This window comes from Actinoplanes aureus (assembly GCF_015704865.1).
Lineage (GTDB): Bacteria > Actinomycetota > Actinomycetes > Mycobacteriales > Micromonosporaceae > Actinoplanes > Actinoplanes aureus.
The window spans coordinates 117,237-130,022 of the sequence record NZ_JADQTO010000006.1; the positions used below are offsets into that span (position 1 = coordinate 117,237).

14 protein-coding genes and 1 pseudogene are annotated in these 12,786 nt (G+C 71.1%); 11 read left to right on the top strand and 4 right to left on the bottom strand.

The window, feature by feature from the left end; genetic code table 11:
* Positions 1-35: 35 nt before the first annotated feature.
* The 3 genes from I4J89_RS14620 to I4J89_RS14630 are packed head-to-tail and all read left to right on the top strand — an operon-like array spanning position 36 to position 1,854.
* On the top strand, positions 36-368 hold the full coding sequence (locus tag I4J89_RS14620) for a PadR family transcriptional regulator (protein WP_196414493.1): 333 nt from the start codon (positions 36-38) through the stop codon (positions 366-368).
* Positions 365-1,183, top strand: a complete 819-nt coding sequence (locus I4J89_RS14625; RefSeq protein ID WP_196414494.1) for an ATP-binding cassette domain-containing protein — start codon at positions 365-367, stop codon at positions 1,181-1,183. The genes I4J89_RS14620 and I4J89_RS14625 overlap by 4 nt, the downstream gene beginning before the upstream one ends.
* Positions 1,180-1,854, top strand: coding sequence for an ABC transporter permease (locus I4J89_RS14630; protein WP_196414495.1), 675 nt, complete (start codon positions 1,180-1,182; stop codon positions 1,852-1,854). The genes I4J89_RS14625 and I4J89_RS14630 overlap by 4 nt, the downstream gene beginning before the upstream one ends.
* Before the next feature lie 22 nt (positions 1,855-1,876).
* Here the strand turns inward: I4J89_RS14630 and I4J89_RS14635 are convergent, their stop codons facing one another.
* Positions 1,877-2,323, bottom strand: a complete 447-nt coding sequence (locus I4J89_RS14635) for a sporulation protein (protein WP_196414496.1) — start codon at positions 2,321-2,323, stop codon at positions 1,877-1,879.
* 50 nt (positions 2,324-2,373) lie between these two features.
* Entirely contained in the window at positions 2,374-3,360 is a 987-nt protein-coding gene (locus I4J89_RS14640; RefSeq protein WP_196414497.1) for a LacI family DNA-binding transcriptional regulator, read from the bottom strand.
* 192 nt (positions 3,361-3,552) lie between these two features.
* Between I4J89_RS14640 and I4J89_RS14645 the strand changes: the two genes are divergently transcribed.
* Genes I4J89_RS14645 through I4J89_RS14660 form a run of 4 tightly spaced genes read left to right on the top strand, consistent with a single transcriptional unit; the run spans position 3,553 to position 8,690 of the window.
* Complete coding sequence (locus I4J89_RS14645) at positions 3,553-4,422, top strand: carbohydrate ABC transporter permease (RefSeq protein ID WP_196414498.1); 870 nt, start codon at positions 3,553-3,555, stop codon at positions 4,420-4,422.
* Entirely contained in the window at positions 4,419-5,324 is a 906-nt protein-coding gene (locus I4J89_RS14650; RefSeq protein ID WP_196414499.1) for a carbohydrate ABC transporter permease, read from the top strand. Before I4J89_RS14645 ends, I4J89_RS14650 begins: the two co-directional genes overlap by 4 nt.
* Before the next feature lie 31 nt (positions 5,325-5,355).
* Positions 5,356-6,699, top strand: a complete 1,344-nt coding sequence (locus I4J89_RS14655; RefSeq protein ID WP_196414500.1) for an ABC transporter substrate-binding protein — start codon at positions 5,356-5,358, stop codon at positions 6,697-6,699.
* A complete protein-coding gene (locus I4J89_RS14660) occupies positions 6,696-8,690 on the top strand; it encodes a beta-galactosidase (protein ID WP_196414501.1) in 1,995 nt (664 codons plus the stop codon). Before I4J89_RS14655 ends, I4J89_RS14660 begins: the two co-directional genes overlap by 4 nt.
* A gap of 111 nt (positions 8,691-8,801) precedes the next feature.
* Here the strand turns inward: I4J89_RS14660 and I4J89_RS51945 are convergent.
* Positions 8,802-9,107 (bottom strand): annotated as a pseudogene (locus I4J89_RS51945) (AbfB domain-containing protein); the annotation flags it as partial.
* A 40-nt stretch (positions 9,108-9,147) separates the two neighbouring features.
* Between I4J89_RS51945 and I4J89_RS49530 the strand changes: the two are divergent.
* The 3 genes from I4J89_RS49530 to I4J89_RS14675 all read left to right on the top strand — a co-directional run bounded on the left by I4J89_RS49530 (position 9,148) and on the right by I4J89_RS14675 (position 11,625).
* The gene (locus tag I4J89_RS49530; protein ID WP_230858957.1) at positions 9,148-9,582 is read left to right on the top strand and encodes a hypothetical protein; all 435 of its coding nucleotides are present in this window, start codon (positions 9,148-9,150) and stop codon (positions 9,580-9,582) included.
* A gap of 247 nt (positions 9,583-9,829) precedes the next feature.
* Complete coding sequence (locus tag I4J89_RS14670; protein ID WP_196414502.1) at positions 9,830-10,957, top strand: hypothetical protein; 1,128 nt, start codon at positions 9,830-9,832, stop codon at positions 10,955-10,957.
* Between the two features lie 62 nt (positions 10,958-11,019).
* On the top strand, positions 11,020-11,625 hold the full coding sequence (locus I4J89_RS14675; protein ID WP_196414503.1) for a class I SAM-dependent methyltransferase: 606 nt from the start codon (positions 11,020-11,022) through the stop codon (positions 11,623-11,625).
* Here the strand turns inward: I4J89_RS14675 and I4J89_RS14680 are convergent.
* Positions 11,618-12,193 carry a TetR/AcrR family transcriptional regulator gene (locus tag I4J89_RS14680; protein WP_196414504.1) on the bottom strand — a complete coding sequence of 192 codons (576 nt, stop codon included), beginning with the start codon at positions 12,191-12,193 and terminating at the stop codon, positions 11,618-11,620. The two genes, I4J89_RS14675 and I4J89_RS14680, sit on opposite strands and share 8 nt — an antisense overlap.
* Positions 12,194-12,278: 85 nt before the next feature.
* On the opposite strand from I4J89_RS14680, the gene I4J89_RS14685 reads away from it, so the two are divergent.
* Positions 12,279-12,650: a nuclear transport factor 2 family protein gene (locus I4J89_RS14685; RefSeq protein WP_196414505.1), complete on the top strand. Its 372-nt coding sequence runs from the start codon at positions 12,279-12,281 to the stop codon at positions 12,648-12,650.
* The last annotated feature ends 136 nt before the right edge of the window (positions 12,651-12,786 follow it).

The following is a 12,786-nucleotide window of genomic DNA, read 5'->3' on the forward strand; positions in this document are numbered from 1 at the left end:
AGGTAGGCGGGCTGCTATGCAGTTAGTCTGCCTACATGACCCCGCGACCGTGGCTGCACGGATTCCTCGACCTCTGCCTGCTCGCCATGCTGCGTGACCAGCCCGATTACGGGTACGGGCTGGCGCACCGGCTGGCCGTGGCCGGCGTCGCCGACGTGCCCGGCGGCACGCTGTACCCGGCCCTGCTCCGGCTGGAACAGCAGGGCCTCGCCGAGCCGAGCTGGGCGCCGTCCGACACCGGCCCGCGCCGCAAGTACTACGCGATCACCCCGGCCGGCCTCGACCTGCTCGCCGCCCAGGCCGACGAGTGGCGCCGGTTCCGCGACGGCGTCGACTCGCTGGTCGGCTCACCCGAGGTGGCCCGATGAGTGACTGGCCGGCTCGTTTCGAGGAGGAACTGGTCCGGCTCGGCCTCCAGCCCGCCCGGGCCCGCCGCCTCAGCGCCGAGACCGCCGAGCAGGCCGGCGAGCACGGCACCGACCCGGATCGTCTCTTCGGCCCCGCCCACCTGTACGCCCGGCACCTGGTCACCGAGTTGCGGGCCCCGGCTCTTGTCTCGGAGCGGCACGTGTCCGGCCCGGTCATGCTGCGGCTGGCCGGCGTCGGCAAGCGTTACCGGCGCCGGACCGTCTTCTCCGGTGTCGACCTGACCGTCCGCGGCGGTGAGGTGGCCGCCATCGTCGGCGCCAACGGCTGCGGCAAGTCCACCCTGCTGCGCGTCTGCGCCGGCCTGATCCGCCCGGACGCGGGCACGGTACACCGGACCCGCCGGGTCGGCTTCGTGCCGCAGGACGGGGGTACGGCGAGCTGGCTGACCGCCGACGAGCACTTCACCCTCTTCGGTGCGGCCGCCGGGATGGTCCCGCGCAAGGCCCGCTCCACCGGTACCCACCTCGCCGCCCGCCTCGCTTGGCGGCCCGCTCCCGGCCAGCCCGTCCAGCAGCTCTCCGGCGGCACCCGGCAGAAGCTGAACCTGGTGCTCGGCGAACTGCACGGCCCCGACCTGCTCCTGCTCGACGAGCCCTACCAGGGTTTCGATCAGGGGTCGTACCTGGACTTCTGGCAGCAGGTCCGGGCGTGGCGGGAGGCCGGCCGGGCGGTCGTGGTGGTCACCCACCTGCTGCACGAGCTGCAGAACGTCGATCACGTGCTCGACCTGGGCGCGGCGGGAGGAAACCGATGACCGCACTGGTGGTGGCCGGGCTGTCGGCCCGGGAGATGAGCCGGCGCTGGACCGCGCTGCTCCTGCTGATCTCGTTGCCGCTCTGGTTCTACCTGGTCCGCCGGGATCTGACCGGGCAGTCGATCCGGATGCTGGCGCTCGGCATCGGCTGGGCCGTCTCCACGCTCACGCTGTTCGTGGTGAACGCGTCCCGGGGCGTCGACCCCCGGCTGCGGCTGTCCGGTGCGTCGGTGACGAGCATCATCGGCGGGCGGCTGATCGCCATGACCGGCGCCGGAGCGATGCTCGCCCTGGGTTACTGGGCGCTCGCCGGGTTCGACCAGGACCTCCCGCACCCCTGGGCGGCCGGGCTGATGATGCTGGTCACCGCCGTGGTGGCGGCGCCGTTCGGCAGCCTGGTCGGCGCGCTGCTGCCGCGCGAGCTGGAAGGCGCGCTGGCCCTGCTGAGCGTCTGCGCCGTGCAGATGCTGGCCGACCCGGCCGGGCTGGTCGCCAAGTTCATGCCGTTCTGGTCGACCCGCGAGATCGGCACGTACGCGGTCGACGGCGGCTCCACCGACATGGTCTGGCGCGGCCTCGCCCACGCGGCGGTGGTCTGGCTGTTCTGCGCCGGCCTGACCCTCGCGGTCTTCGCCCGCCGGCTCCGGGTAGCCCGCTACCCGGAGCCCTGACCTGCTCCGGTCCGTGCCGGGCTCAGCGGTGCCGGCGGCGGCCCCGGCGCTTCAGGATCGAGCGGGTCACCAGCAGTGCGGCGACCAGGACCAGCTGGCCGCCCAGGACGATCTTGTTGACGTCGACGGCCGGCTGCCAGGACACCTGGCCGTTCTTCAGCACGTAGACGCCGGCCGGCCGGGCGGAGTAGCCGAAGCCGCCACCGGAGCCCTCGCCCTCCGGTTCGGAGCCGGCGGAGCCGGTGCCGAAGGACTCGTCGCCGGTCTGCTCGCCGCGGGCCTTGATGCCGGCGGCGCCGGAGCCGCTGCCCGAGCCACCGCCGCCGCCCCCACCGACCACGGCCACCGGCAGGATCAGGACACCGTCCTTCTCCACCGGGGTACCGAACACCCGGCCCACCGTGGCGTTGTCGGTGGCCGCCCGGGCCTTTTCCAGGATGTCGCTGCTGCTGTCGGTCTTGCGCGTCATGGAGATCACCCTCCGTGTCGAGGCCATCCCCCTCAGCCTCCTCCTCCGGGTCAAGCCGGTGCCGGTGCGGTGCTCCCGCGCACGATCAGCCGGGTCGCCACCAGATCGGTGCCCGGGCCGGCCGGCCCGTCGTGGATCTGGTGCAGCAGCGACCGCACGCAGCGCCGTCCCACCTCGGCGAAGTCCTGGTGCACCGTGGTCAGCGGCGGCAGGTAGGAGCCGGCGTCCGCGATGTCGTCGAAGCCCACCACGCTCACCTCGTCCGGCACCCGGCGTCCCCGCTCGTGCAGGGCCCGCAGAACGCCGAGCGCCATCTGATCGTTCGCCACGAAGATCGCCGTGCACTCCGGCACGCCGGCCAGCCGCAGCCCGGCGTGGTAGCCGGAGTCGGCGGACCAGTCGCCGTGCTCGACCGGTGGCACCGGCCGGCCGGCCTCCTCGAGGACGGCACGCCACGCGCTCGCCCGGCGCTCGGCGGCGAACGACTCGGCCGGCCCGGACAGGTGCCACACCGTCCGGTGCCCCAGGCCGAGCAGGTGGCGGACGGCCTGACGGGCCCCGTCGGCCTGGTCGGTGTCGACGACCGGGTAGCGGTCACCGGCGTCGGAGTCCACGACGACCACGTGCACGCCGGGCGGCAGGGCCACCGCGGTGGCGTCCAGCAGGTGCACCTCGATGATCACGATGACGCCGTCGACGGCGAGCTCACCCATCCTGGTGAACGCGCCGAGCACGTTGTCCTGGGTGGGCATGCCGACCGGGATCAGGGTTATCGCGTAGCCCTCGGCGGCGGCGTGGGTGGCTATCGCCTCGACCGTACGGCTGTTGCCGGTGGAGGAGAGACCGAAAAGGATCACGCCGATGGTGTTGAACCGGCCGTACCGCAGCGAGCGGGCCGCGCTGTTGGGCCGGTAGCCCAGCTCGCGCATGGCGGTGAGCACCTGCTCGCGGGTGGACTCGACGACACCGGGCTGGCCGTTGGCCACGCGCGAGACGGTCTGCGAGGAGACCCCGGCGAGCCGGGCCACGTCGGCCATGGAGACGCGCTGTTTGCGGCGCCCGCCCGGGACGTCCGAGCCGGCGCGGAGTCGCTGTGTTTCGATGCCTGGCTCCCTGCGAACCTTGACCGCCCTGGTGACGCGTGCCACTATACGGCACACACGTTTACGTAAACATCTCGTCACGTGTCCGAAATTGTTAACGTAAACATCGACGGAGGGAGCGGCGGTTTGACGCGGCGTTCCTGGATCGGCTGGGGGTTCACCGGGCCGTTCCTCGCGGTGTTCGCGCTGGTCTTCCTCGCGCCGATCGCCTACTCGGCGTACCTCAGCGTGTTTCGCACCCAACTGGTCGGCGGGACCACCTTCGTCGGCCTGGAGAACTACACGAAGGCGCTGAGCGACCCGCAGTTCTGGGAGGCGCTCACCCGGGTGGGGCTGTTCCTGGTGATCCAGGTGCCGATCATGCTGTTCCTGGCACTGCTCATCGCACTGGCCATCGACAGCGGGCGGCTCTACGGCGCGGCCTTCTTCCGGATCTCCATCTTCCTGCCCTACGCGGTGCCGGCCGTGGTGGCCACGCTGATGTGGGGCTTCATGTACGGCTCCCGGATCGGCCTGGTCGGCAACCTCAACGAGTCCTTCGGCTGGGCGATCCCCGACCCGCTCGCCCCCGACCTGATCCTCACCGCCATCGGCAACATCGTGACCTGGGAATTCGTCGGGTACAACATGATCATTCTGTACTCCGGGCTGCGGGTGGTGGACACCGCTCTCTACGAGGCGGCCGCCATCGACGGCGCCGGCCAGTTCCGGATCATCCGGGCGATCAAGCTGCCGGCACTGCGCGGGCCGCTGGTCGTCGCCACCATCTTCTCGATCATCGGCAGCTTCCAGCTCTTCAACGAGCCGCAGATCCTGGACACCCTGGCGCCGAACTCGATCACCACCTACTTCACCCCGAACGTCTACGCGTACCAGCTGTCCTTCGCCGGGCAGCAGGTCAACTACTCGGCGACCATCGCCCTGATCATGGGCGTGGTGACCATGCTGGTCGCGTACCTCTTCCAGCGCCGTGGCATGCGGGGAGCGGAACGATGACCGACACCCTGACCATCCGCCCGGCGGCACGCGGCGCGCAGCGTGACGGCTCGGTGAAGAGACGTCACCGCAGCATCACGCTGACCGTGATCACCGCCCTGGCCCTGATCTACAGCCTGCTTCCGGTGGTCTGGCTGCTGATCAGCTCGACCAAGACCCAGGAGGGGCTGTTCAGTTCCTTCGGGCTCTGGTTCTCCGGCGACTTCGCGCTGTTCGGCAACATCGCCGACACCTTCGCCTATCAGGACGGCATCTTCGCCCGCTGGCTGCTCAACACGTTCCTGTACGTGGTGGTCGGCGCCGGTGGCGCGACCCTGCTGAACGCGCTGGCCGGGTACGGGCTGGCGAAGTTCAACTTCCGGGGCCGCGCCGCGGTGTTCGCCGTGGTCCTCGGCGGGGTCGCGGTGCCGCCCACCGCGCTCGCCGTGCCGACCTTCCTGATGTTCGCCAAGATGGGGCTCACCGACACGCCCTGGGCGATCATCATCCCCGCGCTGGTGTGCCCGTTCGGCCTCTACCTGATGTGGACGTACGCCACCGATGCGGTGCCGGACGAGATCCTGGAGTCGGCCCGGGTGGACGGCGCCGGCGAGTTCAAGATCTTCTTCTCGCTGGCGACGCCGCTGCTCGCGCCCGGCCTCGTGACGGTCCTGCTCTTCAACACCGTCGTGACCTGGAACAACTTCTTCCTGCCGCTGATCATGCTGAAGGATCCCGATCTCTATCCGCTCACCCTGGGCCTCTACTCGTGGGCCGAGCAGGCGAGCACGGTCGGCGGGGACGTCGTCTACAACCTCGTGATCACCGGCTCGCTGCTCACCATCGTCCCGCTCATCGCGGCGTTCCTGCTGCTCCAGCGTTACTGGCAGTCGGGTCTCGCCGCGGGAAGCGTCAAGCAGTAGCACCCTCCCCCATCCCGAAGAAGGGAAGCCCATGATGATCACCCGCCGGCGCGCGCTCCTGGGTGCCGCCTTGTCGATAACCCTGCTGGCCGCCGGTTGCGGTGGCTCCGACGACTCCGACTCCGGCGGCGCGGCCGCCGAGACCACGGTCTCCGAGGCGGACGTGCAGGCCGCCCTGGACGCCGGGGGCGCGATCAAGGTCTGGGCCTGGGAGCCGACCCTGAAGCAGGTCGTCGCCGACTTCCAGAAGAAGTACCCCAAGGTGAAGGTGGAGCTGGTCAACTCCGGCACCGGCAACGACGCGTACACCGCGCTGCAGAACGCGATCACGGCCGGGACCGGGGTGCCGGACGTGGCACAGATCGAGTACTACGCGCTGCCGCAGTACGCCCTCGCCAAGAACCTGACCGACCTGAACACGTTCGGGGCGTCCGGGCTGGACGGCACCTTCACCCCGGGCACCTGGAACTCCGTCCACGCCGGCGAGGCCGTCTACGGGCTGCCGATGGACTCCGGACCGATGGCGCTCTTCTACAACAAGGAGGTCTTCGACAAGCACGGGATCGCGGTGCCGGCCACCTGGCAGGAGTACGCGGCGGCCGCGGAGAAACTGCACGCCGCCGACCCGAAGGCATACATCACCAGCGACAGCGGCGACGCCGGCTTCACCACCAGCATGATCTGGCAGGCGGGGGGAAAGCCGTACACCGTGGACGGCACCAACGTCGGCGTCAACTTCTCCGACCCCGGCACCCAGAAGTTCACCGGGCTCTGGCAGCCGCTGATCGACAAGAAGCTGCTCAACCCGGTACCCGGCTGGAGCGACGGCTGGTACCAGGGCCTCGCCGACGGCACCATCGCCTCGCTGGTGATCGGCGCCTGGATGCCGGCCAACCTGGAGTCCGGTGTGAAGGCCGGCAACGGTAAGTGGCGGGTCGCGCCGATGCCGCAGTGGGAGGCCGGTGGCAAGGCCACCTCCGAGAACGGCGGCAGCTCCATCGCCATCCCGGAGAAGGCCGCCAACAAGACCCTCGCGTACGCGTTCCTCAAGTACGCGACGGTCGACGAGGGAGCGGCCACCCGCGCCGCGAACGGTGCCTTCCCGGCCACCACCAAGGAGCTCGGCTCGACGGAGTTCCTGGGTAAGGAGTTCCCGTACTTCGGCGGGCAGAAGGTCAACGAGGTTCTCGCCGCGTCCGCCGGGCAGGTCGTCCCCGGCTGGTCATACCTGCCGTTCCAGGTCTACGCCAACAGCATCTACGGCGACACCGTGGGTAAGGCGTACCTGGGGCAGGGAACCCTGCAGGACGGACTCAAGTCCTGGCAGGACGCATCGGTCAAGTACGGCCAGGAACAGGGCTTCACGGTTAAATGACATCGAGCAACGTTCAACCGCTCCGGCGCTGGCTCCGCCGCGCCGGAGCGGCGCGTCTGGAGTTCGGCGCCGACTACAACCCCGAGCAGTGGCCGCGCGAGGTCTGGGACGACGACGTACGCGCCATGCGCGAGGCCGGCGTCACGATCGTCTCGCTCGCGATCTTCTCCTGGGCGCGGATCCAGCCCCGCGAGGGCGAGTACGACTTCGCGTGGCTGGACGAGGTGATGGACCTGCTGCACGCCGGCGGTATCGCGGTCGACCTGGCCACGGCCACCGCCTCACCGCCGCCGTGGCTGACCGCGAAGCACCCGGAGATCCTGCCGGTCAACCGGGACGGCAACACGGTCTGGCCGGGTGCCCGGCAGCACTGGCGGCCCACCTCGCCGGTCTTCCGTGCGCACGCGCTGACGCTGGTCCGCGCCCTCGCCACCCGGTACGCCGAGCACCCGGCGCTGGTCGCCTGGCACGTCAACAACGAGCTGGGCTGCCACAACATCTACGACTTCTCGGACGACGCAGCGGCCGCGTTCCGTGACTGGCTGCGGGCGCGTTACGGCACGATCGGGTCCCTGAACGACGCCTGGGGCACCGCGTTCTGGTCCCAGCGCTACGACTGTTTCGACGAGATCCTGCCGCCCCGGATCGCCGCGTCGCATCCCAACCCCACTCAGCAGCTCGACTTCCGCCGGTTCTCCTCGGACGCGCTCAAGGAGCACCTGCGCGCCGAGACCGCGGTGCTGCGTGAGCTGACCCCGCAGGTGCCGGTCACCACCAACTTCATGGTGATGGGCCTGCAGAAACCGATGAACTACGCCGACTGGGCCGCGGACGTCGACTTCGTCTCGAACGACCACTACGTGGTGCCGGGCCCGCAGGCCCGTGACGAGCTCTCCTTCTCGGCCAACCTGACCGGCAACCTCGCCGGTGGCCGGCCGTGGTTCCTGATGGAGCACTCGACGAGCGCGGTCAACTGGCAGCCGGTCAACCTCGCGAAGAAGCCCGGCGAGCTGGCCCGGGACTCGCTCACCCACGTGGCGCACGGCGCGGACGCGGTCTGCTTCTTCCAGTGGCGGCAGTCCAAGGCCGGCGCGGAGAAGTACCACTCGTCGATGCTGCCGCACGCCGGACGCGACAGCGCGGTGTTCCGGGCGGTCACCGAACTCGGGGCGCGCCTGCGGGACCTGGCCCCGGTCGCCGGCTCGTCGCGGCGCCGGGCCGAGGTGGGCATCGTCTTCGACTGGGAGTCCTGGTGGGTGTCCGAGCACGACTCGCACCCGACCGACCGGCTGCGCTACCGGCAGGAGGCCCTGGACTGGTACACGGCGCTGCTCAACCACGGCGTACGCGCCGACGTGGTGCCGACCGGCGGGCCGCTGGAGGGTTACCGGATGCTGATCGCCCCGATCCTGCACGTCGTGCCGGCCGCTCTGGCGCAGCGGCTGCGGGAGTACGTGGCGGGCGGCGGGCACCTGGTCACCACGTACTTCTCCGGGATCGTGGACGAGAACGACCACGTGTGGCTCGGCGGGTACCCCGGCGCCCTGCGTGATCTGCTCGGGATCCGGATCGAGGAGTTCGCGCCGCTGCTCGACTCGGAGAGCGTCGAGCTGGACAACGGCACCACCGGCACGGTGTGGACCGATCGGGTCGACGTCGCCGGCGACACCGAGATCATCGCCCGCTACAAGACCGGTGAGCAGGCGGAACGAGCGGCGGTCACGCGCCGGGTGGTGGGGGAGGGGTCGGCGGCGTACGTCTCCACCCGGCTCGGCGCGGACGGCCTGACCACCCTGTTGCCGGCCCTGCTGGAACCGGCCGCGGTCGGCAGTGAACTGCCGCCCGGATTGCGTGGCCCGGTGGAGCTGGCGATCCGGGGCGACCACTGGTTCCTGATCAACCGCACCGACCGTCCGGTCGATCTGAGCGAACTGTCCGGAGCGCCGGAGACGCTCGAGCCGAGAGCCGTGCTGGTCCTGCGCCGGGACTGATGGGTGGTGGTCCGGCCGGAGGGCCCCGGCCGGACCACCCACGCCAAACGGCGACCCCGGCCGGAACCCGGTGGCCCACTCCGCGGTGCTCTCGCGGAGGAGGAGCCGGTCGCCGTCGGCGACCACGTGCCGGTCCGGAAAATTGACCGAGCGTAACGCCAGTGCGGTGCCCTGACGAATTGTCACCGTGCAGAATGTGGCGTCCTGGTCGAACAGTTCCGTACGCTCGGGCCGATCGATCCGGATTTCGAAGTTCCGATGCCGGAGAAAATAGCCGGGGTAGTTGACAGATTCGAAAGAGAAGCAGTTCGCATTCGCCCGCCCGGTGCGAACCGTGAAGCGCGCGTCGGCACGGTCCAGCTCGCTGCTGGTGGGCCCGACCGGATCGAGCCGGCCCCGGAAGTCGCGATGCCGCACCCGGAAGCCGGGCCGGTCGGCCGCCTCCAGGCCGACGCCGGTGCCAGCCGCCAGTGCGGGTGCCGCCGGTCGCGCGCTCCGGCTCGCTGGCGGCCTGGCCGCACTCGGCTTCCGGGACCGGCTGTGCGCCGCGGTGGCGGCCCGGGAGACCGGCTTCGACGTGCTCGTCGCACTCGGGTTCGGCAGCAGGGAGATCGTCCCGGTCGGAGCGACCGGCTCGTCCGGCGTGGCCGGCCACACGAACTCGCCCGGCGCCGCGACCGGCGCGGCGCTCTCCTCGTCGCCGAGCGCGAACGTCACCGCAGCCGCCGTGGCGCACCCGATCGCCAGCGCGGCGGCCAGCAGGAGGCGGCCGCGCGACTGCCCCGGACGGGTCGGTCCGGCGCCGAGTGCGCGGCGTTCGGCGCCGCGCGGAAGTGCCGGTCGCCGCGCCGGACGGATGCGTGGGGAAGGCGCGGAACCGTCCGGGGAATAGGGCGGAACCCAGCCTCCGACCCGGAGCCCGTCCCGGGTTTCGTCTTCCGGCATCAAATTCGCTCTCTGCAGACCACTTAATGTTTTGATAATGATCTACCGGTATCGGTGACCGAGGGCAAGGGGTTACACGTGGACAATTGATCTGGGAGCGATCCCAGTCGAACCGATCGGGCCTCGGGTCCGTATCTCGTTGCGTAACCCCCGCTCGCCCCCGGCGGCGGGTGGCCGCATCGAGGAGAGCGCGCGTGGACAGTCCAGTTGTTGCCGGAGCCGAGACCGCAGCCGAGACCGCAGCCGACACCGCAGCCGCGTCCGAGGCCGGCGCACCGCGGTTGCCGGACATCTCCGACTACTGGCCGGACGCACCGCAACGCCTCGGACCGCCCGCCGACCACTACGAGCTGCCCGGGGCCGACCCCGACCGGACGACTCCGGCCTGGCACAACCTGGCCGGCCCGGATCCGGCCGGCCCGCCGGCGGGCGGCTACCGGCCCGCGACCGGCCGCACCACCGCGCGCGACCGTGCCACCGTCGACCGTGCCACCGTCGACCGTGCCACCGTGGAGATTCCGGTGGGCGTGCGTCCGCACCGGTCGTTCTGGAGATCCGCCGTGGTCCTGGCCACTCTGCTGGGTGTGGGCGGCACCCTGGCGTGGGCGATCGCGCGGCCGGACCCCGAGCCGCCGGGCCCGCCCACCTTCGCCGGCGGTGCGGCCTCCCCGGTCCCGTCCGCGGCCGTGACCAATCCGCCGGTCGCCATCGGTACACCGCCACCGAGCCGGCCGGCCCCGCCGCCGGTGGTGCCGGCGGCCGCCACCTTCGAGTTCGTCGACAACACCACCGAGCTCAATGTGACGATCGGGGAGGTCGCCGGCGGCTGGTTCCGGGTCACCTCGCCACGGGGGAGCGGGGTGGTGCCGAGCACCGAGGTGGACGGCACGACGCTGCGGGTCGGCATCGAGCCCACCGGGACGAGAGGCTCGGCCCGGGTCGACGTGCTGCTCAGCGAGGAGGTCGACTGGACGGTACGGACGCGCGGCGGCTTCCGGACCGCGGCGCTCGACCTGAAGGACGGCACCGTCGACCGGGTCGACCTGCTCGGCGGCATCGGCCGGCTGGACCTCACGCTGCCCCGGCAGCGGGCGGCGCTGCCGATCGTGCTGGCCGGGGGCGTCGAGCGGTGGCGGATCACCACCGCCGGCGAGGTCCCGGTCCGGGCGGCCTTCCGGCGCGGCGCTGGCACGGTGACCGTCTACGGCGACCGGGACAGGGGCGTGCGGCGGGGCGACGAACTGACCGTGGGAGCCGGTTCCGGCGGGTTGGACCTCAACGCGGAGGAGGGCGTGGGCACGCTGACGGTGTCAGCTCGCTGAGGGTGTTGGGTCGCCGAGCACCCGGTTGGCGCGGCTGCCGGAGCGTTCGGCACAATTCCGGCGTGACACGAGCAGAGGGCGACGCCGTACCGCCGGAGACCACGGTCTCGCTGGACTACTTCACCGGGCTCTACCTGGCGAAGGACGATCCGTGGGACGTCGCGTCCAAGTGGCACAACCAGCGCAAGTACGCGGTCACCCTGGCCAGCCTGCCGCGCGAGCGGTACCGCCGGTGCTACGAGCCGGGCGCCTCCATCGGCCTGTTCACCCGGATGCTCGCCCCGCGCTGCGACGAGATCCTCGCCGTCGACAGCGTCGAGGAGGCCGTCCAGCAGGCCCGCGAGAACACCGCCGACCTGCCGAACGTACGCGTGGAGCGGGCTTTGCTCCCGGCCGAGCTGCCGGACGGTACCTTCGACCTGATCGTCATCGGCGACCTGCTCTACTACCTGTCCGCCGCGGACCTGGAGACGTTCCTGGCCGGCGTGGTGGAGCGGCTCGAACCGGGCGGTGACATCGTCGCCCTGCACTTCCGCGACCGCCAGAACCCCGGCAACTACGACGGCTTCAACGTGCACGCCGCCCTGGCCGCCCGCCCCGGCCTGGAGCCCGTCGTCCACCACGAGGACGACTGGTTCCTGCTGGACACGCTGCGCCGCGCTACCTGACGGCGAGCCGCAGGACGCTCTCCCGATACGCCGCCCCGGCCTGTTCGGGGGTCATCCGCCCGGCTGCCACCTCCTGGCCCGCGGTGTGACCGAGGCTGATCGTCGCGGCCACCAGCCAGCCAGCGGGATGGCCGGTGGTGAACTCGCCGGTCGCCTGTCCGCGCCCGACGATCTCGGTGAGCCGCTCCATGATCGGTAGGTGCCGGTCGTGCTCGCCGGCGGCGTCCCCGGCCGGCAGGGGCACCGTGAGCAGCATCCGGTAGCGGCCGACGACTTCCCAGCTCACGGTCAGCCACTCGCGCAGGGCCTCGATCGCCGGGCCGCCCGGATCGATCGCGTTGAGCGCCGCCACGGTCTCACCGGTGATCCGTTCGACGATCGCCCCGAGTAGTGCCTCCCGCGAGGAGTAGTGGGCGTACACGGTCTGCCGGGCCACGCCGGCCGCCGCGGCGATCTCTTCCATGCTGGCGGCGGGCCGCCGGCCGAGCAGGTCGATAGCCGCGTCGATGATCGCGGCCCGGCTGCGCTCGGCGTCGGCCCGTCGTCGTCGTCCCGGACTCCCGGTCATCTCTGACACGGTTGTCAAGGTTAGCCCATCGGCTTATCTTGGACAGTGCTGTCAGACTTGTAACCGATCATCGCCGGAGGAACCGATGTTCAGCTTCACCGACTATCTGCTTCGCTATCCCGACGAGATGGGCCTCGGCACGGAGCCCGCCGAGGCGGTCTTCGACCGCTACCACGTCCCGGACTTCGTGCTTCACAACGACGGGCTGCCGATGGACCGGGACCGGCTGATCGCGCACGCCCGTCCCGCCCGCCGCAACGCGACGGCGGTCTCCGTCGACATCCACGAGGTGCTGACCGCCGGCCAGCAGGTCGCCGCGCGGTACACGCTCACCGCCCGGCTACGGCAGGGAAGAACCGTGACGACGGAGATCTACACCTTCGGAAGCCTCGCTCCGGACGGGCGACTTGCCCGGCTCGACCAGATCACCCGCACGCCGCGGGCCGGCGCCGAGTGATGCGGCCGGCGCACCACGTGCCCGGGCCCGGCTGGCGCGCTGGGGCGCGCAAGCGGGCAGTCGATCGCGGGCAGGGCGGGACGGGCGGAAAGGATGGGTACGGCCGGAGCGCGTACCCCGAAGGATCGGGACCGGG